This is a genomic window from Mycobacterium sp. NPDC003449, assembly GCF_053588415.1.
Genome location: NZ_JBSFPX010000095.1, coordinates 1 through 26305, shown reverse-complemented (window position 1 = coordinate 26305; position 26305 = coordinate 1). Strand labels below are relative to the sequence as shown.

Below are 26305 nucleotides of genomic sequence, written 5' to 3'. Positions count from 1 at the left end.
GTCCGAGTTCGACGCGCGCGTCAACGGCTTGTCCCTCAATGGGCTGTCGCTGTTCTACATGAACTACCGGGCGGCGTTGGCGGTCGTCGCGCCGCCGATGGACGAGGCCATCGGCGTCTGTTTCCCACTTGAGGGAAAGTTCGAAATGATTCAGGGGCGGCACCGTTTCGAAGCGCACGCTGGTCGCAGTGCTGCGGTCATCTCGTCCACGGAGCCATTCATGATGGAGTGGTCGCCGAACATGTCGATGTTTTGTCTGAAGGTCGAGCGGTCCGCGCTCGACGACTTTGCCGGATCGTTGCTCGGCGAAATCGAGCGTCTCGACTTCAAACGCGAAGTCGACTCACCGCATGTGCTGGAGAGTCTTCTGGGATGCTTCCGGCTCGCCGAGTTGGCGGTTTCCCGGATTCCACCCGGGCAGCACCTGTCAGCACCGCTGGCCGCGCGGATACGCGACCAACTCCTGCTCACACTGTTGGTCTCCCAGCCCAATACCGGCAGCGCTGCGCTGGGCAACGAAGATTCGTCGAATCGACGGTCGGCCGTTCGCCGAGCGGTCGAGTTCATCGAAGCCCGCCCGGCCGCGGTCACGCCGAGCGAGGTCGCCAAAGCCCTGGGAATCAGTCTGCGTGCATTGGAGCAGAATTTCCGGGACACCCTCGGAACGACGCCCCTTGGGTACATCCTCAAGTGCCGCCTGCAGCGCGCCCACGCCGAGTTGTCGGCCGGTGACGTTCGCGCCGGAATTACGGTGGGCGCCATCGCACGGCGCTGGGGCTTCACCAATCTCGGACGGTTCGCCGAGCAGTACCGAAAGGCTTATGGCGTAACGCCATCCGAGACGCTGCGGCATGCTCTGCCTTGACCGGTAGAGGTCTGCGCCCGTAATCGGATCGTCCGAGCTCCAGCCCTGGCCTGAGCGGACGTTGCGTGCCGAAACAGGCACAGGCCAACCGCTGTCCTGAAATCGCGGCGGCCTTGGCCGATACCCGCAACTACATTGTGTGTCGCCTGCGGCCGGGGAATGGTTGCATCCACCGGCGACCGTGATCGTTGAAGGCGCCGGTTTCGCTGACAGGTCACGGCTCTGACGACACGCCTTGATCAGGGCCGACAAAGGAGGATTTCGCGAGATGACGGCATCAGACCTGGAGTACTCGGCACTCCCCGACAGGGCAGCTGAAGTACTCACAGACTTCATGCCCGACGAAGCGCGCGTGGCGGCCCGGGTGGCCGAATTTCGCGACGTGCAGCCTCGGGCGGTCGATGAAGAAGGCGATGTCGAGGTGCTCGACGGTGTCACCTTCACGCACCACTTCGTCGACGCGCCCGGCGATCAGGAGGCCGTGCGCTTCCACTACGTCGAAGCCGGTGAGGGCGAACCGATCGTCTTTCTGCACGGCATACCGGAGTCCTGGTATGAGTGGCATCACGAGATGGCAGCACTGGCCGGTGAATACCGTTGCATTGCTTTCGATCTGAAGGGCTACGGCCAGTCGGAGAAGTCCCCGGGGGACTATCGTCACGAGGCCGCAGGCGAGCAGCTGCTCGCCGCACTGGACGTCATCGGGATCGATCGCTTCAACGTCGTGACCCACGACCGCGGAACCTGCCAGGCGGATTTCATCGCTGCCAACCATCCCGACCGCGTACTGCGCTACGGCCGCGGGGAGCAGCATCTCTACCACTTCCACCCGAGCCTCGCGCCACAAGGCCAATTGTTCGCCGACTCACCGTTTTCGGGGATGATGCTCGACAAGACGCACTTCGTGGTCTGGGCGTACACCTGGCTGACCATGCGCCCGGTGTCTGACGCGGACATGCGTCGCATCATCCAGGAATACTCATTCGAGGATATCGAGAAGGCTGTTCCGCGATACTTCAATTCATCGACGTTCCGTCAGGAATGGATCGAGCGGCGGAACCGTCTGCTCGACAGCTGGAAGTGCCCCGTCATGGTCATGCAGGGCTATGACAGCAAGACCCAGCCACGCGAATTCTACGAACAGGCACGCGATTACATCCCGAATGCACCCGAGGTGCTGGTGCGCTACATCGATGCGGGGCACTTTTGGCCTATCGAGGCGCCGGATCAGGTAACGGCACTCATCCGCGAGCTCTTGGCGATTGACGTCACGGGAGCGCACTGACATGCCGCCGAGCATCACCTCGAACGACGGGGCGCGGCCCTTGGCGGGAAGACTGAAGGCGCCCGCATCCGACGTCGACATCTACGCCGACGAACACATCATCGAGCCCTACGGGGCCTATCGGGAGCTCCGCGACGCGGGCCCGATCGTGTGGATGAGCCGTTACCAGGCGTGGGTGGTGGCCCGCTACGAGAACGTCCGCGAAGTGCTGAAGGATTTCGACACGTTCTCCTCGGGAGGAGGTGTAGCACTCAACGATCCGCTCAACGAGGTCGCCAAGGGCACAACCCTGGGTAGCGACCCGCCCGAGCACGACGAGTATCGCGACATCGTCGCGCATTCGCTGACGCCGCGCGCACTCGCCAAACGCAGGGAGGGGATCGAGGAGCAAGCCGATCAGCTCGTCGAGGGCCTGGTCGAGCGAGGCAACTTCGACGCCGTGACGGACTTGGCCCAGGTGCTACCGCTGTCCGTCGTACCGGACTTCATCGGACTTCCCCGGCAAGGGCGTGAACGCATGTTGGATTGGGCGTCGGCGACGTTCAACGCGCTCGGCCCGCTCAACGAGCGTGGTCAGCAATCGTTGCCTGCCGTTGCCGAAATGGCCCAGTACGCCGCTGAACGTGTCGGCGCCCGAGATCTGACTCCCGGCGGCCTTGGCGCCGGTGTCCTGGCGGCAGCCGATGCGGGCCGGATCACGCACGAACAATGTCCGGCACTGCTCATCGACTACCTCGCGCCCTCGCTCGACACCACCATCAGTGCTGTGGGAAGTGCAATCTGGCTCTTCGCCACGCACCCTGACCAGTGGGACGCGATACGGGCACATCCGGAACTGATCCCGAATGCCTTCAACGAGGTGCTGCGACTCGAAACACCCATTCGTGGATTCTGCCGCCACGTGTCGCGACCGACGGCATATCACGACGTCATGCTCGATGAAGGTGACCCGGTCCTGGTGTTGTACGCGTCCGCCAACCGCGATGAACGCAAATGGACCAATCCGGACGACTTCGACATCACCCGGCGGTGCGCCGACCACGCCGGGTTCGGGTACGGCATCCACAGCTGCGCCGGGCAAGGCCTGGCCCGCATCGAAGCGCACGCCGTGCTGGCAGCGCTGGCCAGGCGCGTCGAGCGGATCGAACTCGACACGAGCTCGCGGGGCGTCAACAACGTCATCCGCGCCTTCGCCTCCGTGCGGGTATCGGTGTCCTGATTTCCAACGAGGGATGGTAAGCGAACAATGAACTGTGCCAATAAATCTGACCGACTGACCGAATTCGACCACAACGACTCCTCGGTGTCTGCCGCTGACATGCGACAGGCGTACACCGATATGCGGGAGCAGTGCCCGATAGCCCACAGCGAGCGCTTCGGGGGCCTCGATTACGTCAGTCGCTACGCCGACGTACGCGAGATCCTGTCCAATGCAGACACGTTCACGTCGGGAGAGGGCGTATTCATCCCCGACACCGGAGTGCCCCGGGTTCCGCCGCTGGAGTTCGACCCGCCGGCACACACCACATTGCGCAAGATGATGGACGGCCCCATCAACCCGCGTGCGGTGCGTGGCTTCGAGCCGACGATTGTCGAGATCGCCAACGGACTGGTCGACGAGTTCGCGGCTCGCGGCACCGCGGACCTCGCCGATGAGCTGGCAGAACCATTGCCGGCCATCGTCATCGGGCGCATGGTGGGGCTCGACAAGGACGAGTCCGTCGAGGTGCGCCGAATCGCCATCAAGCTGTTCGAAAGTATCGGCACCCCGGAGTTCGAGGCGAACATGCAGGAGTTCGCGGCGTTCAACGAGGCACAGCTGGAGCTTCGGCGCAGACAACCCCGTAACGACTACCTGACCGACATCGCGACGGGGGAACTCAACGGTGTACCGGTGGATGCGGAACGGGTCACCGGCATCATGACCGCATACCTGTTGGGCGGACACCATTCGACCGCAACCGGAATCGGCGGGCTGCTGCGATACGTATTGACCGTACCCGGATTGCGCGACCGACTCGTCAACAACGACGACAAAGCTCTGCTGCATCGTGTCATCGAGGAGAGTCTCAGACTGACCACACCGCTGCAGTTCTTCGCGCGAACTGTCCACGGTGATAGTTCTGTTGGCGGAGTGCAGTTCTCGGAGAACCAACGAGTCGTGATGAACCTGGCGGCGGCGAACAGGGACCCGCGCCAGTTCGACGATCCCGAGTGCTTCAACGCCGACCGGTCCCGCAACGCCCATGTCGCGTTCGGGGGAGGGCTGCACTCTTGCCAGGGGCAACATATTGCGCGCGCCGAGATGCGCGCGGTGCTCCAGGTACTTCTGACCAGGATTCCGGACGTCCACCTCGTCGGCGACGTCGACGAGACAGGTGTCATCGCAGGTCTGATGGCGGTGACCTCGCTTCCGGTCGCATTCACCCCCGAGCAGTCACGGACGTGAGCATGTTCCTGGAGGTGTCGAGTCGGCGTGACATCGCCGACGACGTCATCGAGCTGAGCTTCCGCGATCCCGACGGGCGCCCACTCATCGGCTGGGAGCCCGGCGCTCACATCGATCTCACCGTCTCACCGGGCGTGGTTCGCCAGTATTCGCTCTGTGGCCAACCTTCCGATCGACAGCACTATCGAATCGCTGTGCTGCGAGAGGCCGCCGGCCGCGGCGGATCTCAGGCTGTTCACGACCACGTTCAGGTCGGCTCGGTGCTCGAGGTGGCCGGTCCGCGGAACAACTTCGAGCTCGAGTCCGCTGCCGGCTATCTGTTCATTGCCGGCGGTATTGGAATCACTCCCATCATCCCGATGATCTCCACGACGATCTCATCGGGTGCAGATTGGCAGCTGCTCTACGGCGGTCGTCATCGTACGTCGATGGCGTACGCAGACGAGCTCGAACAACGTGGTCCCAAGGTATCGATCCGCCCGCAGGACGTCGACGGGCTGCTCGACATCGAAGGGGCACTGAGCCGATGCGCGCCCGACACCCTGATCTACTGCTGCGGGCCCGAACCACTGTTGCGCGCTGTTGAAGATCACTGTGAGCGGCTGCAGCTGCTGAGCTCGTTGCGGTTGGAACGCTTTCAGGCACGTCAGGCGGCCGACGATGTGGTCGATGCCGAGTTCGAGATCGAGTTGGGCTGCAGCGGCCAGGTGCTGTCCGTCCCCGCTGACCGAAGTGTCTTGGATATCCTGCGCGACTGCGGTATCGATGTCATCTCCTCATGTGAGGAGGGCGTATGCGGTAGCTGTGAGACCCCGGTGCGGTCCGGAACTCCCGACCATCGGGATTCCATCCTCACCGACGAGGAACGCGCAGCCGGCGACCGCATGATGGTGTGTGTATCCCGAAGTCGTTCAACGCGGCTGTGCCTGGACGTTAAGCCTCCGGATCAGCCGTGAGCTTCGAAGTGCTGGGTCAGATCATCGAAGTCGATCGCAATCGCTGTGAAGGGCACGCACAGTGCGTGGCGACCGCGCCGAACACCTTCCAGCTCGATGCGGACGGCGAAGTACAGATTACCGGCCGCCGAACCGCGTTTTCCGCCACTGAAAGCGACGACGTGGCCCTGGCCGTGTCCGCGTGTCCGATGAACGCGCTTCGGCTGCTCGACGCGCGCCCCATCGATCCGGGAGCCACTCGGTAGCCACCCCGTTGCCGGCGAGCTGACGTTCCATCTTTCCCACATCGTGTCAGGAGCCCGATGCCAGAAACCGTGCGCGGAGTCATCGCTTCGCGAAAGTCCGCCCAAACCGAGGTCACCGCGATAGTAGTTCCCGATCCCGGACCGTACGACGTCGTGGTGCAAGTCCAGGCCTGCGGGGTGTGTCACACCGATGTCGTGTATCGGAACGGCGGCATCAGCGATGCTTTCCCGTTCCTGTTAGGTCACGAAGCTGCCGGGATCGTCGATGCTGTCGGATCCGATGTGGCGCGCGTACAGCCAGGGGATTTCGTGGTGCTCAACTGGCGTGCCGTCTGCGGCGAATGCAGGGCTTGCCGTCGTGGTCGACCACAATTCTGCTTCAACACACACAACGCGTCTCGTCCGATGACCTTGGAGGACGGTACGGAGTTGACGCCGGCTTTAGGCATCGGTGCGTTCGCCGAGAAGACCTTGGTGCACGAGGGGCAATGCACCAAGGTAGATCCGCTGGCCGACTCGGCGGCGGTGAGCCTGCTCGGGTGCGGTGTCATGGCCGGGATCGGCGCCTGCATCAACACCGGCGGTGTAAGCAGGGGCGATTCCGTCGCCGTCATCGGATGCGGGGGAGTGGGAAACGCCGCGATCGCCGCAGCGGCTTTGGTGGGCGCCACCACCATCGTCGCGGTTGACCGCGACCAGCGAAAGCTGAACTGGGCGAGACAATTCGGCGCGACAGATGCGCTTCTCGCCATAGAATGCGACATCGTCGAATCAATTCGCGCGCTCACCGGCGGTGCGGGTGCTGACGTGGTGATCGACGCCGTCGGTAGACCAGAAACTTGGACACAGGGGTTCGCCGCCAGGGCCCTCGCCGGAACTCTGGTCCTCGTGGGGGTGCCTACACCGGACCTGAAACTCGAAATTCCTATGATCGACATCTTTTCGCACGGCGGAGCACTCAAATCGTCATGGTACGGAGATTGCCTTCCTGAGCGGGATTTCCCCACCATGGTGGAACTGTTCCGCCAAGGGCGGCTTCCGCTCGATCGTTTCGTCACCGAACGAATCACTCTGCAGGACATCGAGCAGGCATTCGCAGCCATGCACGCAGGTACTGTGCTCCGCTCGGTCGTGATGCTGTGAGTGAGGTGAAGGTGGTAGCTCGTTCAGCCGATCTACGTATCGAAAGGGTTGTTACCAGAGGTTATTTCAGCCTCGATGGTGGAAGTTGGGAGGTGGAGAACAACGTGTGGATGGTCGGCACCGACGATGAGGTCCTCATCGTGGATGCGGCCCATGATGCCGGCCGGATCTGCGATGCCGTCGGTGACTGTGACGTCACGGCGATCATCTGCACCCACGGGCACAACGATCACATCAATGCAGCAGACCAGTTGGGTCGTGAACTCTGCGCGCCGGTGCTACTGCACCCCGCAGATGACATGCTGTGGCGCAGCGAATACGGTGACGCACGCTACATGCCGATCGTCGACGGCCAGCGTGTTGGCTTCGGCGGAACTGAGCTTCGTGTGGTGCATACTCCGGGTCACTCGCCTGGCTCCGTGTGCCTGTACCTGCCAGAGAGCAATACGCTCTTCAGCGGAGACACGTTGTTTGCGGGAGGGCCCGGTGCCACGGGACGTTCTTATTCGGACTTTCCCACCATCATCGACTCCATTCGTGACCGAATTTTGGGCTTGCCGGCGCATACCCAGATTCACCCCGGCCATGGGGCATCCACCACGGTCTCCGAAGAAGTAGTGTGCGTTGGTGAGTGGATTGCGCGTGGCCACTGACTATAAGCCTGGTGGGCCGTCACACCGTCGAGGTGTCCACTTGTTTGATCGGGCCGGTGAACCAGTGCTTCACCGATACATGCCAGTAGATGAACAGCAGCAACAGCACGCCGCCGACCAGCAGCGGGGTGTAGTTGACGAACTTCCATTCGAAACTCGGGTCCCACGGCATGCCGCCCAGCGAGGTCGGGAACATCGCGATGATCGCGGTGACGATGATCTCGATGATCGCCACCGGCGCCATCCACTTGTATTTGTTGCCGAGGTTCCAGTGGCCCTGCTCGAACGAGTCACCGGCCTTCCAGCGGTAGTAGATCGGCACCGCGAAGCACAGGTACAGCCCGACCACGCCGATGGAGACCACCGCGAAGAACGCGACCGGCACCGGGGCGCCGTTGATCTCGACCGGAACCAGCGCGGGCAGCGTGATCAGCGCGGCGATCGCGGCGGTGATGATCACGCCGTTGGCGGGTACCCGGCTGGCGTTGATCTTCGACCACAGCTGATGGCCGGGGACCGCGCGGTCGCGGCTGAACGCGAACAGCATGCGCGATGCGCTGGTCTGGCACGCCGTGGTGCAGAAGAACTGTCCTGCGGTGGAGATCAGCAGCACGATGGCCACCCACTTGGAGCTCATGGCCTGAGCGAAGATCACCGCCACGGCGCCGCCGCCCTTGGACACCCCGTCGGCGTCCTGCACCGCGAATAGGAACGACAGCAACAGGATCCAGCCGCCGATAGCCGAGTAGAAGATGGACTGCCAGATGCCCTTTGCGGCCGCGTCGGCGGCACTCTTGGTCTCCTCGGACAGGTGCGCCGACGCGTCGTAGCCGGTGATCGTGTACTGGGTCAGGATCGCCGAGATCGGCAGCACGAACAGTAGCCAGCCCCAACCTTTCTCACCGCCGAAGATGCCACTGTTGTTGATGGTCTGGGCGAACACGTCAGAGAAGCTGGCGTGCTGCTCGGGCACGAAGATCAGGATCAGGATCACCGCGGCCGCGCCGGCCACATGCCACCACACCGACACGTTGTTGATCACCGCGAGCAGGTGGCTGGAGAAGATGTTGATCACCGCCGAGACGGCCAGGATCACCACGAACAGTCCGAAGGTGCGGGTCAGGCTGTATCCGGCCAGCCAGCTCTCGCTGAAGGTGCCGAGGGTGAGGTCCAGGAAGGTCGCGCAGCCGTAGGACACCGACGCCAGGATGGCGACGAGGCCGATCAGGTTGAGCCAGCCGGTGTAGAAGCCGGCCTTCGGGCCGCCGAGTTTGGAAGCCCACCAATAGATTCCGCCGGAGGTGGGATACGCCGAGACCAGCTCGGACAGGCACAGCCCGATGATCAGGATGAATACCGAGACGATCGGCCAGCCCCAGGCGATGGCGGCCGGGCCGCCGTTGTTCCAGCCCAGCCCGAATGAGGTGAAGCAGCCGGCCAGGATCGAGATGATCGAGAATGAGATGGCGAAGTTGGAGAATCCGGACCAGGAGCGCTGCAATTCCTGGGTGTAGCCGAGCTTGGCGAGATGCTTCTCGTCGTCGCTGAGTTGCTCATGACCTTCTGGCATGGCGGTCTCCTCGGGGAGCGGACGGGGCGGAGGTTCCAGTGCATAGGCAGAATATGCGGTTATTGGTTGATTGTCCTACCTTTGAGCGTGATAATCGTGGAGATCTGTGGCGTCATCGCCGCATCGTGACAATGCAATGGTCGGCTACCAGCCACGGCCGGTGGGCGGGTCCCATCCGACAGAGAGGCGCGCAATGAGCCCTAACCCCGGCATGCTGGCGCTGGAGGAGCTGCGGCGAATGGTTGCCGACGGTGACATCGACACCGTGATCGTCGGGTTCTGCGATATGCAGGGCAGGCTCACCGGCAAGCGGGTGTCCGCCCGGTTGTTCGTCGAGGAGGTCGCCGCGCACGGCGCGGAGTGCTGCAACTATCTCCTCGCCGTCGACGTCGATATGAACACCGTGAGCGGCTACGCCATGTCGAGTTGGGAGACCGGCTACGGCGATATGGTGATGACGCCGGACTTCGACACGCTGCGGCTGATTCCCTGGCTGCCGGGCTCGGCGCTAGTGATGGCCGACCTGTCCTGGGTCGGCGGCGGTCCCGTCGAACAGGCGCCGCGCAGCATCCTCAACCGGCAGATCGCCCGGCTGGCCGATCGCGGCCTGGTGCCCTATATCGGCACCGAGCTCGAATTCATGGTCTTCGACGATACCTACCGCGACGCATGGGCGGCCGGGTACAAGAACCTCACCCCTGCCACCGACTACAACGTCGACTACGCGATGCACGCCTCCACCCGGATGGAACCGCTGCTGCGCGATATCCGGCTCGGGATGGACGGCGCGGGGATGTACTGCGAGGGGGTCAAGGGCGAATGCAACCTGGGCCAGCAGGAGATCGCCTTCCGCTACGACCATGCGCGGGTCACCTGCGACAACCACACCATCTACCGCAACGGTGCCAAGGAGATCGCCGAACAGCACGGTAAGAGCCTGACGTTCATGGCGAAATTCGATGAGCGCGAAGGTAACAGCTGTCATATCCACATCTCGCTGCGTGGTGCGGACGGCAGCGCGGTATTCGCCGACGACGGTGATCCACTCGGGATGTCGCCGATGTTCCGCAGCTTCATCGCCGGGCAGCTGGCCACCCTGCGTGAACTGTCACTGTGCTACGCGCCCAACATCAACTCCTACAAGCGTTTCGCCGACGGCAGCTTCGCGCCCACCGCCGTCGCGTGGGGCCTGGACAACCGCACCTGCGCGCTGCGGGTGGTCGGGCATGGCCACGGGATGCGGATGGAGAACCGGGCCCCCGGCGGTGACGTCAACCAGTACCTGGCGGTGGCGGCGCTGATCGCCGGCGGCCTGTACGGTATCGACCGGGAACTCGAACTTCCGGAAGCCTTGGCGGGCAACGCTTATACCAGCGGTGCCGAGCGGTTGCCGACCACACTGTCCGAGGCGGCGGGACTGTTCGAGAAGTCGGAGGTGGCTCGAGAGGCCTTCGGGGACGAGGTCGTCGAGCATTACCTGAACTATGCGCGGGTGGAATTGGCGGCCTACAACGCCGCCGTCACGGATTGGGAAAGGATTCGCGGTTTTGAACGGCTCTAGTCCTTCCGCGAGCAGACACTTGGGTACCCCAAATGGCGGTTTTCCGGGTACCGGCGTGTCTGCTCGCGGGGAATCCGGCAGGGAAAACGTGCGGCCCGTCATCGGCATGACGACCTACCTGCAGCAGGCGCAGACCGGGGTGTGGGATGTCAACGCCAGCTTTCTGCCCGCCATCTACCTCGACGGGGTGAACCTGGCCGGCGGCACCGTGGTGCTGTTGCCGCCCCAACCGGCCGACGAGCGGGCCGCCGAACGAGTGCTCGACGGTGTCGACGGCCTGGTGATCACCGGCGGGCGCGACGTCGACCCGGCCGCCTACGGGCAGCGGCGCCACCCGTCCACCGACGAGCCGGCCGGGCACCGCGACGCATGGGAGTTCGCCCTGGTGCGCGCCGCATTGCGGCGCGGGATACCCCTGCTGGGCATCTGCCGGGGCGCGCAGGTGCTCAACGTGGCGCTGGGCGGCACGCTGCACCAGCACCTGCCCGACGTCCTCGGCCATACCCGCCACCAGCAGGGCAACGCGGTGTTCAGCACCTCGTCGGTGCACACCGTGCAGGGCACCAGGCTCGCCGCGCTGATCGGGGCGACCTCGGACGCCCAGTGCTACCACCATCAGGCCATCGACCGGCTCGCCGACGGCTTGGTGGCCAGCGCGCGCGATTCGGCGGACGGTGTGATCGAGGCGATCGAACCCGCGGACGGCGACCGGTTCGTGCTCGCCGTGCAGTGGCATCCCGAGGAACGGCTCGACGATATCCGGCTATTCACCGGTTTGGTGGACGCAGCCAGAACCTATGCGACAGAAAGGGTCTCATGACAGCCAGCCAGGTGGTCAACCCGGCGACCGAGAAGGTGCTCACCACCGTCGAGCAGCTCGACGAGGCCGCCGTCGACGATGCGGTGGCCCGGGCGCGGGTCGCGCAACGGGCCTGGGCCCGGCGCGCCCCGGCGGAGCGCGCCGCCGCGCTCCGGGCCTTCGCCGCCGCCGTCGACGCACGCGTCGGTGAACTGGCCGCACTGGAGATGGCCAACTCCGGGCATCCGATCGGCCAGGCCGAATGGGAGGCCGGACACGTCCGCGACGTGCTGACCTTCTACTCGGCCAGCCCGGAACGCCTGTCCGGTCAGCAGATCCCGGTGTCGGGCGGGCTGGACATCACCTTCCATGAGCCGCTCGGCGTGGTCGGGGTCATCACGCCGTGGAACTTCCCGATGACCATCGCGGCGTGGGGATTCGCCCCGGCGTTGGCGGCGGGCAACGCGGTGGTGCTCAAACCGGCCGAGTGGACCCCGTTGACGTCGATCCGGCTCGGTGAGATCGCCGTCGAGGCGGGCCTGGATCCGGATCTTTTCCAGGTGCTGCCGGGTAAGGGTTCGGTGGTGGGGGAGCGGTTCGTCAGCCATCCCGATGTCCGCAAGGTGGTGTTCACCGGGTCCACCGAGGTGGGCACCCGGGTGATGGCCGGAGCGGCCGCTCAGGTCAAACGGGTGACGCTGGAGTTGGGCGGAAAGAGCGCCAACATCGTCTTCGACGACTGTGATATCGAGCGTGCCGCGGCAACCGCACCCTACGGGGTGTTCGACAATGCCGGTCAGGACTGCTGCGCCCGCAGCCGGATCCTGGTGCAGCGCAGTGTCTACGACCGCTTCATGGAACTTTTGGAGCCCGCCGTGCGCGGCGTTGCAGTGGGGGATCCGACGGCCAGGGACACCGAGATGGGCCCATTGGTGTCGCGGTCGCACTGGGAGGCGGTGTCGGATTATGTGCCTGACGACGCACCGGTGGCATTCCGTGGTTCGGCCCCCGAGGGGGCCGGATTCTGGTTCCCGCCAACGGTGCTCACACCGCAGCGGACCGACCGGACGGTCACCGAGGAGATCTTCGGACCGGTGGTGACCGTGCAGGCGTTCGAGGATGAGGCCGATGCGATCGCCATGGCCAACGACACCGCCTACGGGCTGTCGGGCTCGATCTGGACCGACGACCTGTCCCGCGCGGTACGGGTGTCGCGCGCGGTGGAGGCGGGCAATCTCAGTGTCAACTCGCATTCGTCGGTGCGCTACAACACCCCGTTCGGCGGCTTCAAACAGTCCGGGCTCGGCCGTGAACTGGGGCCCGACGCGCCGCTGTCTTTCACCGAGACCAAGAACGTCTTCTTCGCCGTAGAGGAGCTGTAGATGGACCTGAACCAGAGACTGAAGGACAAGGTCGCCGTCATCACCGGTGGTGCGAGCGGCATCGGACTGGCGACGGCCAGGCGCATGCAGGCCGAAGGCGCGATCGTCGTCATCGGCGATATCGACCCGGTCACCGGAAAGGCCGTCGCGGACGAGCTGAACGCCACCTTCGTGCAGGTCGACGTCTCGGATCAGGACGCGGTTGATCGCTTGTTCGACACCGCCTTCGACGTGCACGGCGGCGTCGACATCGCGTTCAACAACGCCGGGATCTCCCCACCCGAGGATGATCTGATCGAGAACACCGAGCTGCCGGCCTGGCAGAAGGTGCAGGACATCAATCTCAAGAGCGTGTATTTGTCGTGCCGGGCGGCGCTGCGGCACATGGTGCCCGCGGGCAAGGGGTCGATCATCAACACCGCGTCGTTCGTGGCGGTGATGGGTTCTGCGACCTCGCAGATCTCCTACACCGCGTCCAAGGGCGGCGTTCTGGCGATGTCGCGTGAACTCGGTGTGCAGTACGCGCGGCAGGGGATCCGGGTCAACGCACTGTGTCCTGGCCCGGTGAACACACCGCTGCTACAGGAACTGTTCGCCAAGGACCCCGAGCGGGCCGCGCGGCGGCTCGTGCACATTCCGCTCGGCCGGTTCGCCGAACCGGAGGAACTCGCCGCCGCGGTCGCCTTTCTGGCCAGTGACGACGCATCGTTCATCACCGGTTCGACATTCCTGGTCGACGGCGGTATCAGCTCGGCCTACGTGACGCCGCTGTGACAGGGTGATCCGATGAGTGCGGACCCACAGCCGACCAGTGACGCACTGCTGCGTCCGGTCCGGCTGGGCAATGCGTTCGAGGACACCGTCGGCCGGTTACTGGAGACCATCCGCCTCGGGGTGCTGGCACCCGGTGAATCCCTGCCGCCCGAGCGCGAATTGGCGTCGCGGCTCGGGGTGAGCCGCGATACCGTGCGCGACGCCATCAAATCCCTGGCCGATGCCGGCTATCTGGTGTCCAGGCGCGGCCGCTACGGCGGGACCTTCCTGGCCGACGAGTTGCCGCGGCCGGTGGCCGACCCCCCACGGGCCACCCGCGAGGAGATCGAGGACGCGATGCGGCTGCGCGAGATCCTCGAGGTCGGCGCGGCCCGGATGGCGGCCGGCCGGACGCTGAGCGCCGCCGAGCGCGACGGCCTGTTCTCCCGGCTGGCCGACGTCCGCGGCGCCGACCCGGCCGACTACCGGCGGCTGGATTCGCGCCTGCACCTGGCGATCGCCGAGGCCGCCGGATCCCCGTCGCTGGTGCCGCTGGTCGCCGAGAACCGGATGCGACTCAACGCGCTGCTCGACCAGATTCCGTTGCTGGCACGCAACATCGCCCATTCCGATGAACAGCACGAGATCATCGTCATCGCCATCCTGGCCGGTGACGGCGATGGAGCGGCCGCGGCGATGCTGGCCCACATCGGGGGATCGGCGGCCCTGCTGCACGGCTTCCTGGACTGACCGCCATGCCCCGCGACCGTGCGGGTCTGTCGCTCGACACGCCGGGAAACCGCAGCAGTCTGCGCACGCTCGTGGGTGGGCTCAATCGCGATTGGCCATCCAACTGCGATGGCGCATCGCCGCTTTGCGGGCCGCCTTGGCTACCTTGCGATCCGGATGATGCCGGCCGAGGGCATCGAGAACAGCCGCAGTGCGCGCGGACGGATGCCGCCACATCCGCTCCAGTCGTAGACGAAGTCGACGATGTCGTCCTCGCCGACCGCATCGAGGCCTCGGGCGGTGTTCGCCCGGTACCACGCCACGAACGTCGCGGCGTTGGCCGCGGTGTCCGACGCGTGCCGGTCGCCCGCGGTGGCCATGAACGAGGTGAACTCTCCGAGCAGCACGTCATCGGTCACGTCGTCTGGGGTCCTCTCTTCTCGGCGGCGGGTCGGGTCAGCAATCAACGTACGCTCTGCATCGTCGTGGTCCTGGACTAGATTCGAAGGGTGTCGCAGCCCGGTAACCAGGCCCAGGTGGAACGCGCCTCGTCGGCGCTGGCCGATGTGGACGCGGCCGGTTGGGCACGGCGGTTCGATCTGCTCTCCGATCCGCACCGGCTGCAGATCCTGCTCGGCCTGCACCGGGCCCCCGACATCTGTGTCAGTGATCTGGCCGCCGCCTTGGGAAGGTCGGAAAATGCTGTCTCCCAAGCGCTTCGAGTGCTCCGCGACCAGGGCTGGGTGAGTTCGGACCGGGTCGGGCGGATGGTGGCCTACCGGCTGGCCGATGAGGTTGTGCACGATCTGCTGCACTGGATCGGCGCCAGACACGGCTGACCGGACCGCTCATCTGTTCACCTGGACAGATGAACAGGTGAGTTCTACGCTCGGCCGATGACCATCGGCGCGCCGACCGAGAGCACCGCGGCCACCCGCTTCGATCGCGCCGACTGGATGTCGATCGCCACCATCGGCGGTGTCGTGGCGTTGCTGCACGTGCTGGGCTGGGGTGTGCTCGTGCTCGGTGTCGCGCCGCAGCACATCACCCTCGGCTCGGCCGGGGTGTTCGGCGTCGGGCTCGGCGTCACCGCCTATCTGCTCGGGGTCCGGCACGCCTTCGACGCCGATCACATCGCCGTCATCGACAACACCACGCGCAAGATGGTCGGCGAAGGCACCCGATCGCTGTCGGCGGGATTCTGGTTCTCGCTCGGGCATTCCAGCGTGGTTTTCGGGCTGGCGCTGCTGCTGGCCCTCGGGGTCCGGGCGCTGGTCGGCCCGGTGCAGGACGAGGGTTCGGCCATGCTGCAGACCCTGGGCCTGATCGGCTCGCTGGTGGCCGGGACGTTTCTGATCCTGATCGGTCTGACCAACCTCGTCGCCGCCGTCGGGATCGCCAAGGTGTTCCGGGCGATGCGGACAGGCGAACTCGACGAGGCCGAGCTGGAACGACAACTCGACAACCGGGGTTTCCTGGCCCGCCTGCTGGGCCGGGTGATGCGGCGAGTCAGCAAGCCGTGGCACCTGTACCCGGTCGGTTTCCTGATGGGGCTCGGTTTCGACACCGCAACCCAGGTGGCGCTGCTGGTGCTGGCCGCGGGCACCGCGGCCTTCACCCTGCCGTGGTACGCCGTGCTGGTGTTACCGGTGCTGTTCGCCGCGGGCATGAGCCTGTTCGACAGCCTCGACGGAATCTTCATGTCACGGGCCTACGGGTGGGCGTTTCTGCAGCCGGTTCGCAAGGTCTACTACAACCTCACCGTCACGATGCTCTCGGTCATCGTCGCCTTGGTGGTCGGCGGCATCGTGCTGACCGGCCTGCTGGTCGACCGGCTCGGCATCACCTCGGGTCCGCTCGCGGTGATCGGTTCTGCCGACCTGGAATTCGCCGGGTTCGCCATCGTCGGCCTGTTCGTGGTGGGCTGGCTGGTCGCCCTCGGCATCTGGCGGTTCGGCCGGATCGAGGAACGCTGGGGCGCCCGGCCCTAGTCGAGCAGCCCGAGCAGCGCGTTCTCGATCACCTCGGGCAGGGCCGGATGGATCCAGTACTGGCCGCGGGCGATCTCCTCGGCGGTCTGCCCGAAGCTCATCGCCTGGATCAGCGGCTGGATGATCGACGAGGCCTGATAGCCCATGATGTGGGCGCCCAGGATCTTGCCGGTGGCGCGGTCGCCGATGAGTTTGGCGATGCCGGTGGTGTCCTCCATGGCCCAGCCGTAGGCGGTGTCGCCGTAGTCCTGCACCTTGGTCACGATGTCGTAGCCGGCCTCGCGGGCCTGCTCCTCGGTCAACCCGACCGTCGCGATCTGCGGTTCGGTGAACACCGCCGACGGCACGAACCGGTGATCGCTGGCGACCAGATTGGCGGTGTCGTCCCAATCGCGGAGCAGATTCTCCTTGACCACCCTGGCCTCGTGGTTGGCCACATGCTTGAGCTGATAGTCCGACGAAATGTCGCCGAGCGCGAAAATGCCACGCGCCGTGGTCCGTTGGTACTCGTCGACGATCACCCGACCGTCGTCGTCGACCTCGACGCCGGCCAGTTCGGCGTCCAGCAGATCGCCGTTGGGGACCCGCCCGGTCGCCACCAGCAGCATGTCGGCGGCCAGGGTCTCACCGTCGTCGAGTTCCAGGATGATCCGGTCGCCGTCCTGACGTGATCCCACCACGTTCTCGTGGGTGCGCAGATCCCACTTCTCGGCGGCCAGGTCGCTGAACCGGTGGCACATCGTCTCGTCGCAGTGGGTGAGCAGGCCCGGTCCGCGCACCACGATCGTGACGTGCACGCCCAGCGCCGAGAACACATGGGCGAATTCGGCCGATACGAACCCGCCGCCGACGATCACCAGATGCCCTGGCAGCTCGGGGATCCGCATGATGTTGTCGCTGGTGTAGTACTTCACCCCGCAGTCGACGATCGCGGGCGGGATGAAGCTGCGCGAACCCGCCGCGATCACCACCTGGTCGGAGCTGAACTCCTCGCCGTCCTCGGTGCGCAGGGTGTAGCGGCCGTCCTCGGTCGTCGGGCCGAACCGGGTGTGGCTGGAGTACACCGTCACGTCGGGGTTGGAGCGCCGGTAGTCCTCACCGCCCGCCGCGATCGGGTCGATGCGGCCGAACACCCGTGACACGATGTCGGGCCAGCGCACCTTGTCGATGTGGGCATCGACGCCGTAGCGGGCACTGTCGGCGACGGTGTGGGCGACCTCGGAGGCGTAGACGAACATCTTGGTGGGGATGCAACCCACGTTCAGGCAGGTGCCGCCGAATGTCCCCTGCTCGCAGATCGCCACCTTCTTGCCTGCGTACCGGTCGTCGAGGACGCTGTTGCCCGAACCGGTGCCGATGATGGTGAGATCGTAGTGCTCCACGTGCCGTCCTATCCGGAAAGTGTTGTGCTTGACGGGGATTGCAAACCCAGGTAGTAGTCCAGCCACCGGTCCAGTTCGCGGTAGGCCGCGGCTCGCGGCTCGGCCGTGGACAGGAAAACGTCGTGTTTGGCGTCGACGATCGGGGCCACCGTGCTGTGGTTGCCCACGCAGCCGGCCCAGCGGGCGATCTGGTGGACGTCGAGCACCGCATCGCCGCAGCGCATGGTCTGCGGGTCGGCCGATTCGTGGACGCTGTGATCGGACCGCAGGATCAGGTTGGGGATCCCGACGTCCAGACCGCGGTGCAGCCGAGCCTGGCCACGGCGGATGGCGTTGAGCCAGCCGAACGTGACCGGGAAACCGCCCAGCGGTTTCCAGTCCAGGTTGTAGTCGAACTCGCCGCCGTAGTCGCGGTGCAGGCTGGTGCCGTAGCCGCCCTCGGTGGGTTTGCGGACCACCTGCAGCTTGCGTAGCCGGGCCAGCGCGAGCAGCGCCGCCGAGGTGGGCGCGGCCCGCAGGATCGCGGGACCGTGCAGGTCGAAGAACGGGCTGTTGAGCACCAGCCCGCCGATGTTGTGGGTGGCCAGCGCGCCCCTGGCCCGCAACCGGTCGGCGAACAGGGTGATGATCAGCCCGCCCGCGGAGTGGCCGTACAGGCACAGCCGCGCGCCGCCGGTATCGGTCGCGATGACCGTGAGCGCCCGTTCGACCTCGGCGTCGTAGCGCGACAGTTCGGTGGTGAAGTGCGGGGTCTGGCCCTCGCGCCGCGACCGTCCGCATTTATGCAGGTCGAGCGCGTAGAAGGCGAATCCGCGGTCGGCGAACCGGTCGGCGAGTTCGGTGTGGAAGAAATAGTCGGTGTAACCGTGCAACGCCAGCACGGCGTGGCCGGGCCTGCCGGCCGCCTCGTGGCCGCCGCGGCGTACCAGGGTGGCGGCCAGATCGCCCTCACCGTCGGGATCCGGTCCGAGGTCGATGGTGTGCTGCCAGTAGCCGGGAAGTACATCCGGCTCCCAGACGGGCTCCCGTGACGTCACGGACCCCACCATAGCGGCGCGCCCGGTTGCTGCGCCCGTGCCTGGACCTGCCGGGGGTGACGGATCGCACTGGTATGCCCGGTCAACCGATAATCGCCGCGCGATAACCTGAGCGTACGAGTCAGCCGTCGATGTGGACGGGCCGTGCGATATGAAGGACGAGCGATCAGGGTGTCAGAGGCAAACGTGGGTAAGACCGCGAAGACCGACGTCGTGCTGGTGGGTGCCGGCATCATGAGCGCGACGCTGGGTGCGCTGCTCCGGCTGCTCGAGCCGACCTGGACCATCACCCTGATCGAACGGCTCGACGGGGCCGCCGCGGAGAGCAGCGACCCGTGGAACAACGCCGGCACCGGACACTCGGCGCTGTGTGAACTCAACTACACCCCTGAGAGCCACGACGGCACGATCGATATCGCCAAGGCCGTCAACATCAACGAGCAGTTCCAGGTGTCGCGGCAGTTCTGGGCCTATGCCGTGGAGAACGGGGTGTTGCCCGAGGTCCGCAGCTTCCTCAACCCGGTGCCGCACGTCAGCTTCGTGCACGGCACGGCCGGCGTGGACTACCTCAAACGTCGCCAGCAGGCGCTGGTCGCCAACCCGCTGTTCGCATCGATGGAGTTCATCGACGACCCCGCCGAATTCGCCAGCAGGCTGCCGCTGATGGCCGCCAAACGCGACTTCTCCGACCCGGTGGCCCTGAACTGGACCGAGGCAGGCACCGATGTCGACTTCGGTTCGCTGTCGCGTCAGCTGATCGGCTTTGCCGCACAGGGCGGGATGAACACGCTGTTCGGGCACGAGGTACGCAACCTGAGCAAGACCTCCGACGGTGGCTGGACGGTCAAGGTGGTCAACCGCCGCACCGGGAACAAGACCAAGATCGACGCCAGGTTCGTCTTCGTCGGCGCGGGCGGCGGGGCCCTGCCGCTGCTGCAGAAGGCCGGCATCCCCGAGGCCAAGGGCTTCGGCGGGTTCCCGGTCGGTGGCGCGTTCCTGCGGACCGACAATGCCGAGTTGACCGCCGCGCACCGGGCCAAGGTGTACGGGCTGCCGCCGCTGGGCGCGCCGCCGATGTCGGTGCCGCACCTGGACACCCGCATCATCAACGGCAAGCCCTGGCTGCTGTTCGGGCCGTTCGCGGGCTGGTCGCCGAAGTTCCTCAAACAGGGCAAGGTCACCGATCTTCCGTTGTCGGTCAAACCCAACAACCTGATGTCGATGATCGGTGTCGGGCTCACCGAGATGGGTCTGGTCAACTATCTGGTCGGCCAGTTGCTGCTCAGTGAGGCCGCCAGGGTCGATGCCTTGCGCGAATTCGCCCCCAGCGCAGTCGATTCCGACTGGGAGCTGGATATCGCCGGGCAGCGCGTGCAGGTGATCCGCCGCAAGGGCGCGGGCGGGGTGCTGGAGTTCGGCACCACCGTGCTTTCGGCGGCCGACGGCAGCATCGCCGGGTTGCTGGGCGCCTCGCCGGGCGCCTCGACCGCGGTGCCCGCGATGCTCGACGTGCTGGAGCGCTGCTTCGCCGACCGGTACCAGGGCTGGATGCCCAAACTCAAGGAGATGATCCCGTCGCTGGGCACCAAACTGTCCGATGAACCCGGCCTGTTCGCCGAGGTGTGGGATTGGGGCACCAAGGTGCTCAAGCTGGATGCCGCCGCCCCTTCGGACGTCTCGACGACCGTCTGACGGCGGGCGAACGGATGACGGTCGCCTTACGGCGCAGCTGGGCCAAAGACCTCGATGCGACAACCCTTTACGAGTTGCTCAAGCTCCGGATCGAGGTGTTCGTGGTCGAACAGGCAACGCCCTACCCGGAACTCGACGGCCGTGACCTGCTGTCCGAGACCCGGCATTTCTGGTTGGAGGCGCCCGACGGCGAGGTGGTGTCGACCCTGCGCTTGATGGAGGAGCACCCCGGCGGCGAGAAGGCGTTCCGGATCGGCCGGGTGTGCACCAAACGCAGCGCGCGCGGCCAGGGACACACCACCCGGCTGATGCAGGCCGCGCTGGCCGATGTGGGCGACGATCCGTGCCACATCAACGCCCAGACCTACCTGGAGGACATGTACGGCAGGCACGGGTTCGTCCGGGACGGCGAGGAGTTCCTCGACGACGGCATACCGCATGTGCCGATGGTGCGCCCCGGATCCCGCGCCGAGGCCGATCAGACGTGAGCGCGGAGAACGCCTACCTCGTCGGCCTGCGCCTGTCCGGCAAGAAGGTCGTCCTGGTCGGCGGCGGGACCGTCGCACAGCGGCGCCTTCCGCTCTTGATCGCCCACGGTGCCGACGTCCACGTCATCGCGCGGGCCGCCACCCCTGCGGTGGAGGCGCTCGGGAAGGACGACCCGGGAATCCGGCTGCACCTGCGCGAGTTCCGGGCCGGCGACCTCGACGGCGCCTGGTATGTCATCGCCGCCACCGACGACTCCCGGGTGAACGCCGAGATCGCGGCCGAGGCCGAGCTGCGCCGCATCTTCTGCGTCCGCGCCGATATCGCCAGGGACGGTTCCGCTGTGACCCCGGCGACGTTCGACTACGACGGACTGTCGGTGGGGGTGCTCGCGGGCGGCGAACACCGCCGCTCGGCGGCGATCCGGTCGGCCATCCACGAGGCGCTGCAGCAGGGTGTCATCACCGCCGACACGGGCCCCGAGGCGCCGAGCGGCGTCGCGCTGGTCGGTGGTGGCCCCGGCGATCCGGAGCTGATCACGGTGCGCGGGCGGCGTTTGCTGGCCCGGGCCGATGTGGTCGTCGCCGACCGGCTCGCACCCCAAGATCTGCTGGCCGAACTCGGCCCGCACGTCGAGGTCATCGACGCGGCCAAGATCCCCTACGGGCGGGCCATGGCCCAGGACGCGATCAACCAGGTGCTCGTCGACCGGGCCCGGCAGGGCAAGTTCGTGGTGCGCCTCAAGGGCGGCGACCCGTTCGTGTTCGCGCGCGGTTACGAAGAGGTCATCGCGTGTGCGGACGCCGGGATCCCGGTCACCGTCGTCCCCGGTGTGACAAGCGCCATAGCGGTGCCCGCCCTGGCCGGTGTTCCGGTCACCCACCGCGGGATGACGCATGAGTTCGTGGTGGTCAGCGGCCATGTCGCGCCCGGGCATCCGGAATCGTTAGTCAATTGGAATGCGCTGGCCGCGATGGGCGGCACCATCGTGTTGCTGATGGCCGTCGAACGCATCGAGTTGTTCGCCAAGGTTCTGCGCGACGGCGGCCGACCTGCGGATACCCCGGTGCTGGTGGTACAGCACGGGACCACCCTGGCGCAGCGCACGCTGCGGGCCACCCTCGCCGACGCGCCGGAGCGGATCCGCGAGGAGGGCATTCGACCTCCCGCGATCATCGTGATCGGCCCGGTGGCGGGCTTCGCCGGTTAAAGGATTATTAAGATTACGGTAAGGTAGCTCGTCATGACGGCTCTCAACAACGGCCGCCGCGAGGGGCTGGCCGCCCGGCTCCCGTCCTGGTTCCCATCGTGGGGCTTTCTTTCCGCGGTGATCGCCATCGGCGGTATGCAGCTGCTCGCCACCATGGACAGCACGGTCGCGATCGTGGCGCTGCCCAAGATCCAGGACGAGCTGAGCCTGTCCGACGCGGGCCGCAGCTGGGTCATCACCGCCTATGTGCTGACGTTCGGCGGCCTGATGCTGCTGGGCGGCCGGATGGGCGACACCATCGGCCGTAAGCGCACCTTCATCGTCGGCGTCACGCTGTTCACCATCGCCTCGGTGTTGTGCGGCATCGCCTGGAACGAGGCCACCCTGGTGATCGCGCGACTGCTGCAGGGGATCGGCGCCGCGATCGCCTCGCCGACCGGGCTCGCGCTGGTCGCCACCACCTTCCCCAAGGGCCCGGCCCGCAATGCCGCCACCGCGGTGTTCGGCGCGATGACCGCCATCGGCTCGGTGATGGGCCTGGTGGTCGGTGGCGCGCTCACCGAGGTGTCGTGGCGGTGGGCCTTCCTGGTCAACGTGCCGATCGGGCTGGCGATGCTCTACCTGGCCCGCACCGCGCTGCGCGAGACCGACCGGGAGCGGATGAAGCTGGACGCCGCGGGGGCCCTGCTGGCGACGCTGGGCTGTACGGCCGCGGTGTTCGCGTTCACGCAAGGACCCGAGAGCGGCTGGCTGGCACCGATCACCCTGGCGTCGGGCGCGGCCGCGGCGGTCTTCGGCATCGCCTTCCTGATCGCCGAGCGCACCGCCGAGAACCCGGTCGTGCCGTTCGAGCTGTTCCATGAGCGCAACCGGGTCGCCACCTTCGCGGCGATCTTCCTGGCCGGCGGGGTGCTGTTCACCCTCACGGTGCTGATCGGGCTCTACGTGCAGGACATCCTCGGCTACAGCGCGCTGCACGCCGGGGTGGGTTTCATCCCGTTCGTGATCGGGATGGGCATCGGCCTCGGCGCCTCCTCGCAGCTGGTGCGGGCGTTCCCGCCGCGGGTGCTGGTGATCGTGGGCGGCATCCTGGTGCTGGGCGCGATGATCTACGGTTCGACGCTGCACCGCGGCATCCCGTACTTCCCGAACCTGGTGTTGCCGATCACCGTCGGCGGGATCGGCATCGGCATGATCGTGGTGCCGCTGACCCTGTCCGCGATCGCCGGTGTCGACCTGGACCGGATCGGTCCGGCCTCGGCGATCGCGCTGATGCTGCAGAACCTCGGCGGGCCGCTGGTGCTGGCCGTCATCCAGGCCGTCATCACCTCGCGCACCCTGTACCTGGGCGGCACCACCGGCCCGGTCAAGGAGATGAACGACGCGCAGTTGGGGGCGCTGGACGCGGCCTACACCTACGGCCTGCTGTGGGTGGCCGCGGTGGCCGTCCTGGTCGGCGGGGCGGCGCTGTTCATCGGCTACAACTCCCAACAGGTGGCCCACGCCCAGGACGTCAAGGACGCGATCGACGCGGGCGATATCGAGGTCGATCAATAGCGCCGACGGTGTGAGCTCCGGTTAGCCTGAGGTGGTGGCCAGCCGCACCCGCCAGCACATCTCCGATACCGTCGGCCCGCTGGGTTGGCGGCTGGTACTGGGAGCCGTCTACGCCGAGGTGTTGGTGCCCTCGATGGACGCCGCCGTTGCCGCGGCAGCGCACGCGGTCGCCGCGGCGGGTGGCGACGCGGCCGGGCATCTGACCGTCGACATCCGGCCCGACCGGGCCGTCCTGCGGCTGCGGGCACCCGACGGCGGCACCGGGCGTGACCTCGAACTGGCCCACCAGATCTCGCGGGTGCTGGCCGCGCACGGCTTCGAGATGTCGGTCGGCCGCGGTGCGATCCAGGCCGTGGAGATCGCGATCGACGCGCTCGACATCGCCGCGGTGCGGCCGTTCTGGCAGGCGATCACCGGCTACGTCGACGAGATCGGGCCATCCGATCTCAACGCCGGCCTCGTCGACCCGTTCGGGCGCGGCCCGGCGATCTGGTTCCAGCAGATGGATGCGGCACGGCGGCAACGTAATCGGATCCACCTCGACATCGACGTAGCGCACGATGCCGCGCAGGCCCGACTCGACGCGGCGCTGGCCGCGAACGGCAGGCTGGTCAGTGACGCCGCGGCGCCGGCGTTCTGGGTGCTGGCCGATGTCGAGGGCAACGAGGCCTGCATCTGTACCTGGCAAGGCCGGGACTGACCACCACGCTTTACAGTTGTCGCCTGTGATCACCCGTATGTCCGAGCTGTTCCTGCGAACCCTGCGCGACGATCCGGCCGATGCCGAGGTCCCCAGCCACAAGCTGCTGATCCGGGCCGGCTACGTCCGCCCGGTCGGCCCCGGCATCTACAGCTGGCTGCCCCTCGGCCTGCGGGTCCTGCGCCGGATCGAGAAGATCATCCGCGACGAGATGAACGCGATCGGCGGCCAGGAGATCCTGCTGCCCGCGCTGCTGCCCCGCTCGCCGTACGAAACCACCAACCGCTGGACCGAGTACGGCGACACCCTGTTCCGGGTGCAGGACCGGCGCGGCAACGATCTGCTGCTCGGGCCGACGCACGAGGAGATCTTCACGCTCACGGTCAAGGGGGAGTACTCGTCCTACAAGGACTTCCCGGTGATCCTCTACCAGGTTCAGACCAAGTACCGCGATGAGGCGCGCCCCAGGGCCGGGATCCTGAGGGGCCGCGAGTTCGTCATGAAGGACTCCTACTCCTTCGACGTGGACGACGACGGGCTCAAGACCGCCTACCACGCCCACCGCGAGGCCTATCAACGCATTTTCGGCAAGCTCGGCGTGCGTTACGTCATCGTCTCGGCGGTATCGGGCGCCATGGGCGGCAGCGCCTCCGAGGAGTTCCTGGCCGAGAGCGAGATCGGCGAGGACACCTTCGTGCGCTGCCTCGAATCCGGGTACGCGGCCAACGTCGAGGCGGTGATCACCAGGGCGCCCGAGGAAATCCCGATCGAAGGCCAGCCCGAGGCGCAGGTACACGACACGCCGGACACCCCGACCATCGCGACCCTGGTGGCCTGGGCCAACTCCGCAGGCCTGACCAGCTGGGCCGCCGGTCGCGAGGTCACCGCGGCCGACACGCTGAAGAACGTGCTGCTCAAGACGCGCGAGCCGGGCGGCGAGTGGGAACTGCTCGCGGTGGGGGTTCCCGGCGACCGCGAGGTGGACGAGAAGCGGCTCGGCGCCGCGCTCGAGCCCGCCGAATTCGCGCTGCTCGACGATGCCGACTTCGAAAGGAACCCGTTCCTGGTCAAGGGCTATGTCGGGCCGAAAGCCTTGCAGGACAACGGTGTCCGCTATCTCGTCGACCCGCGCGTGGTATCGGGAACCTCATGGATCACCGGCGCCGACGCGCTGAACAAGCATGTCGTCGGGCTGGTCGCCGGTCGCGACTTCACTCCCGACGGCACCATCGAGGCCGCCGAGATCCGCGATGGCGACCCGTCGCCGGACGGTGCCGGTGTGCTCACCTCCGCGCGCGGCATCGAGATCGGCCACATCTTCCAGCTGGGCCGCAAATACGCCGAGGCGTTCAGCGCCGATGTGCTCGGCGAGGACGGCAAACCGGTGCGGCTCACCATGGGCTCCTACGGCGTCGGGGTGTCCCGGATGGTCGCGGTGATCGCCGAACAGCAGCACGACGAGCTGGGGCTGCGCTGGCCCAGCACCGTCGCACCGTTTGATGTGCACGTGGTGGTGGCCAACAAGGACGACGCCGCCCGCACCGGCGCCACCGAACTGGTCGCCGAGCTCGACCGGCTGGGCCACGAGGTGCTCTTCGACGATCGCAAGGCGTCGCCGGGGGTGAAGTTCAAGGACGCCGAGCTGCTGGGGATGCCCTGGATCGTGGTGGTGGGCCGCGGCTGGTCGGACGGGGTGGTGGAGCTGCGCAACCGTTTCACCGGGGAGACCCGCGAGGTCGGCGTTGACGGTGCCGCGGCCGACATCTCGACGGCGATCACGGCCGGCTGAGGGTCACCTTCTCCCCGCGAGCAGACGCCCCGGTACCCGTGAAAGCGCTTTCCGGGGTACCGGGGCGTCTG

The 26305-nt window shown here is 66.5% G+C and carries 25 protein-coding genes; 21 read left to right on the top strand and 4 right to left on the bottom strand.

Annotation, left to right across the window (positions count from 1 at the left end; all coding sequences use genetic code 11):
* The 8 genes from ACWDTP_RS22400 to ACWDTP_RS22365 all read left to right on the top strand — a co-directional run.
* The coding region (locus ACWDTP_RS22400) for an AraC family transcriptional regulator (RefSeq protein WP_450023789.1) at window positions 1-865 on the top strand (865 nt) is incomplete at its 5' end.
* Window positions 866-1133: 268 nt separating this feature from the next.
* Window positions 1134-2150, top strand: a complete 1017-nt coding sequence (locus ACWDTP_RS22395) for an alpha/beta fold hydrolase (protein WP_450023787.1) — start codon at window positions 1134-1136, stop codon at window positions 2148-2150.
* A 1-nt stretch (window position 2151) separates the two neighbouring features.
* Window positions 2152-3369 (top strand): cytochrome P450, encoded by a 1218-nt coding sequence (locus tag ACWDTP_RS22390; RefSeq protein WP_450023785.1) that lies wholly within the window; start codon window positions 2152-2154, stop codon window positions 3367-3369.
* A gap of 84 nt (window positions 3370-3453) precedes the next feature.
* Entirely contained in the window at window positions 3454-4599 is a 1146-nt protein-coding gene (locus ACWDTP_RS22385) for a cytochrome P450 (RefSeq protein ID WP_450023783.1), read from the top strand.
* Between the two features lie 2 nt (window positions 4600-4601).
* Window positions 4602-5555, top strand: coding sequence for a PDR/VanB family oxidoreductase (locus tag ACWDTP_RS22380; protein WP_450023791.1), 954 nt, complete (start codon window positions 4602-4604; stop codon window positions 5553-5555).
* Window positions 5552-5800, top strand: coding sequence for a ferredoxin (locus tag ACWDTP_RS22375; protein ID WP_450023781.1), 249 nt, complete (start codon window positions 5552-5554; stop codon window positions 5798-5800). Before ACWDTP_RS22380 ends, ACWDTP_RS22375 begins: the two co-directional genes overlap by 4 nt.
* A gap of 57 nt (window positions 5801-5857) precedes the next feature.
* The gene (locus ACWDTP_RS22370) at window positions 5858-6943 is read left to right on the top strand and encodes an S-(hydroxymethyl)mycothiol dehydrogenase (RefSeq protein WP_450023779.1); all 1086 of its coding nucleotides are present in this window, start codon (window positions 5858-5860) and stop codon (window positions 6941-6943) included.
* Complete coding sequence (locus ACWDTP_RS22365; protein ID WP_450023778.1) at window positions 6940-7596, top strand: MBL fold metallo-hydrolase; 657 nt, start codon at window positions 6940-6942, stop codon at window positions 7594-7596. Before ACWDTP_RS22370 ends, ACWDTP_RS22365 begins: the two co-directional genes overlap by 4 nt.
* A 19-nt stretch (window positions 7597-7615) precedes the next feature.
* Here the strand turns inward: ACWDTP_RS22365 and ACWDTP_RS22360 are convergent, their stop codons facing one another.
* The gene (locus tag ACWDTP_RS22360) at window positions 7616-9166 is read right to left on the bottom strand and encodes an amino acid permease (protein WP_450023776.1); all 1551 of its coding nucleotides are present in this window, start codon (window positions 9164-9166) and stop codon (window positions 7616-7618) included.
* Window positions 9167-9359: 193 nt separating this feature from the next.
* Between ACWDTP_RS22360 and ACWDTP_RS22355 the strand changes: the two genes are divergently transcribed.
* The 5 genes from ACWDTP_RS22355 (at window position 9360) to ACWDTP_RS22335 (ending at window position 14411) form a co-directional block, all read left to right on the top strand.
* Window positions 9360-10727 carry a glutamine synthetase family protein gene (locus ACWDTP_RS22355; protein WP_450023774.1) on the top strand — a complete coding sequence of 456 codons (1368 nt, stop codon included), beginning with the start codon at window positions 9360-9362 and terminating at the stop codon, window positions 10725-10727.
* Window positions 10728-10833: 106 nt separating this feature from the next.
* Window positions 10834-11547, top strand: a complete 714-nt coding sequence (locus tag ACWDTP_RS22350) for a gamma-glutamyl-gamma-aminobutyrate hydrolase family protein (protein ID WP_450023772.1) — start codon at window positions 10834-10836, stop codon at window positions 11545-11547.
* Window positions 11544-12908 (top strand): aldehyde dehydrogenase family protein, encoded by a 1365-nt coding sequence (locus ACWDTP_RS22345; protein ID WP_450023770.1) that lies wholly within the window; start codon window positions 11544-11546, stop codon window positions 12906-12908. Before ACWDTP_RS22350 ends, ACWDTP_RS22345 begins: the two co-directional genes overlap by 4 nt.
* A complete protein-coding gene (locus ACWDTP_RS22340) occupies window positions 12909-13682 on the top strand; it encodes a 3-oxoacyl-ACP reductase (protein WP_450023768.1) in 774 nt (257 codons plus the stop codon).
* 12 nt (window positions 13683-13694) lie between these two features.
* The gene (locus tag ACWDTP_RS22335; RefSeq protein ID WP_450023766.1) at window positions 13695-14411 is read left to right on the top strand and encodes a FadR/GntR family transcriptional regulator; all 717 of its coding nucleotides are present in this window, start codon (window positions 13695-13697) and stop codon (window positions 14409-14411) included.
* Window positions 14412-14551: 140 nt separating this feature from the next.
* Here ACWDTP_RS22335 and ACWDTP_RS22330 read toward each other — a convergent pair whose 3' ends face one another.
* On the bottom strand, window positions 14552-14809 hold the full coding sequence (locus ACWDTP_RS22330) for a hypothetical protein (protein WP_450023764.1): 258 nt from the start codon (window positions 14807-14809) through the stop codon (window positions 14552-14554).
* Window positions 14810-14899: 90 nt separating this feature from the next.
* Between ACWDTP_RS22330 and ACWDTP_RS22325 the strand changes: the two genes are divergently transcribed.
* Entirely contained in the window at window positions 14900-15229 is a 330-nt protein-coding gene (locus ACWDTP_RS22325; RefSeq protein ID WP_450023762.1) for an ArsR/SmtB family transcription factor, read from the top strand.
* Window positions 15230-15286: 57 nt separating this feature from the next.
* Window positions 15287-16381, top strand: coding sequence for a HoxN/HupN/NixA family nickel/cobalt transporter (locus ACWDTP_RS22320; RefSeq protein WP_450023760.1), 1095 nt, complete (start codon window positions 15287-15289; stop codon window positions 16379-16381).
* Here the strand turns inward: ACWDTP_RS22320 and mtr are convergent.
* Together mtr and ACWDTP_RS22310 are read right to left on the bottom strand one after the other, a co-directional pair.
* Window positions 16378-17763: a mycothione reductase gene (gene mtr / locus ACWDTP_RS22315; RefSeq protein ID WP_450023758.1), complete on the bottom strand. Its 1386-nt coding sequence runs from the start codon at window positions 17761-17763 to the stop codon at window positions 16378-16380. The two genes, ACWDTP_RS22320 and mtr, sit on opposite strands and share 4 nt — an antisense overlap.
* Window positions 17764-17771: 8 nt before the next feature.
* Entirely contained in the window at window positions 17772-18812 is a 1041-nt protein-coding gene (locus ACWDTP_RS22310) for an alpha/beta hydrolase (RefSeq protein ID WP_450023756.1), read from the bottom strand.
* Between the two features lie 159 nt (window positions 18813-18971).
* Here ACWDTP_RS22310 and mqo point away from each other — a divergent pair, with 159 nt between their 5' ends.
* Genes mqo through ACWDTP_RS22280 form a run of 6 tightly spaced genes read left to right on the top strand, consistent with a single transcriptional unit; the run spans window position 18972 to window position 26234 of the window.
* Complete coding sequence (gene mqo, locus ACWDTP_RS22305) at window positions 18972-20492, top strand: malate dehydrogenase (quinone) (protein WP_450023754.1); 1521 nt, start codon at window positions 18972-18974, stop codon at window positions 20490-20492.
* A 14-nt stretch (window positions 20493-20506) separates the two neighbouring features.
* Complete coding sequence (locus ACWDTP_RS22300; RefSeq protein ID WP_450023752.1) at window positions 20507-20980, top strand: GNAT family N-acetyltransferase; 474 nt, start codon at window positions 20507-20509, stop codon at window positions 20978-20980.
* On the top strand, window positions 20977-22188 hold the full coding sequence (gene cobA, locus ACWDTP_RS22295; RefSeq protein ID WP_450023750.1) for a uroporphyrinogen-III C-methyltransferase: 1212 nt from the start codon (window positions 20977-20979) through the stop codon (window positions 22186-22188). The genes ACWDTP_RS22300 and cobA overlap by 4 nt, the downstream gene beginning before the upstream one ends.
* 33 nt (window positions 22189-22221) lie before the next feature.
* Window positions 22222-23745, top strand: coding sequence for an MFS transporter (locus tag ACWDTP_RS22290; protein ID WP_450023748.1), 1524 nt, complete (start codon window positions 22222-22224; stop codon window positions 23743-23745).
* Between the two features lie 34 nt (window positions 23746-23779).
* Window positions 23780-24445, top strand: a complete 666-nt coding sequence (locus ACWDTP_RS22285) for a VOC family protein (protein WP_450023746.1) — start codon at window positions 23780-23782, stop codon at window positions 24443-24445.
* 25 nt (window positions 24446-24470) lie between these two features.
* A complete protein-coding gene (locus ACWDTP_RS22280; protein ID WP_450023744.1) occupies window positions 24471-26234 on the top strand; it encodes a proline--tRNA ligase in 1764 nt (587 codons plus the stop codon).
* Window positions 26235-26305: the final 71 nt, after the last annotated feature.

Excerpts from the sequence above, each read along its gene's own strand:
- ACWDTP_RS22320 (WP_450023760.1), top strand. The coding sequence starts at position 15,287 with ATGACCATCGGCGCGCCGACCGAGAGCACCGCGGCCACCCGCTTCGAT.
- ACWDTP_RS22355 (WP_450023774.1), top strand. The coding sequence starts at position 9,360 with ATGAGCCCTAACCCCGGCATGCTGGCGCTGGAGGAGCTGCGGCGAATG.
- ACWDTP_RS22300 (WP_450023752.1), top strand. The coding sequence starts at position 20,507 with ATGACGGTCGCCTTACGGCGCAGCTGGGCCAAAGACCTCGATGCGACA.
- ACWDTP_RS22345 (WP_450023770.1), top strand. The coding sequence starts at position 11,544 with ATGACAGCCAGCCAGGTGGTCAACCCGGCGACCGAGAAGGTGCTCACC.
- ACWDTP_RS22290 (WP_450023748.1), top strand. The coding sequence starts at position 22,222 with ATGACGGCTCTCAACAACGGCCGCCGCGAGGGGCTGGCCGCCCGGCTC.
- ACWDTP_RS22380 (WP_450023791.1), top strand. The coding sequence starts at position 4,602 with ATGTTCCTGGAGGTGTCGAGTCGGCGTGACATCGCCGACGACGTCATC.
- ACWDTP_RS22350 (WP_450023772.1), top strand. The coding sequence starts at position 10,834 with ATGACGACCTACCTGCAGCAGGCGCAGACCGGGGTGTGGGATGTCAAC.
- ACWDTP_RS22390 (WP_450023785.1), top strand. The coding sequence starts at position 2,152 with ATGCCGCCGAGCATCACCTCGAACGACGGGGCGCGGCCCTTGGCGGGA.
- ACWDTP_RS22370 (WP_450023779.1), top strand. The coding sequence starts at position 5,858 with ATGCCAGAAACCGTGCGCGGAGTCATCGCTTCGCGAAAGTCCGCCCAA.
- ACWDTP_RS22310 (WP_450023756.1), bottom strand. The coding sequence starts at position 18,812 with ATGGTGGGGTCCGTGACGTCACGGGAGCCCGTCTGGGAGCCGGATGTA.
- ACWDTP_RS22360 (WP_450023776.1), bottom strand. The coding sequence starts at position 9,166 with ATGCCAGAAGGTCATGAGCAACTCAGCGACGACGAGAAGCATCTCGCC.
- ACWDTP_RS22395 (WP_450023787.1), top strand. The coding sequence starts at position 1,134 with ATGACGGCATCAGACCTGGAGTACTCGGCACTCCCCGACAGGGCAGCT.
- ACWDTP_RS22335 (WP_450023766.1), top strand. The coding sequence starts at position 13,695 with ATGAGTGCGGACCCACAGCCGACCAGTGACGCACTGCTGCGTCCGGTC.
- ACWDTP_RS22340 (WP_450023768.1), top strand. The coding sequence starts at position 12,909 with ATGGACCTGAACCAGAGACTGAAGGACAAGGTCGCCGTCATCACCGGT.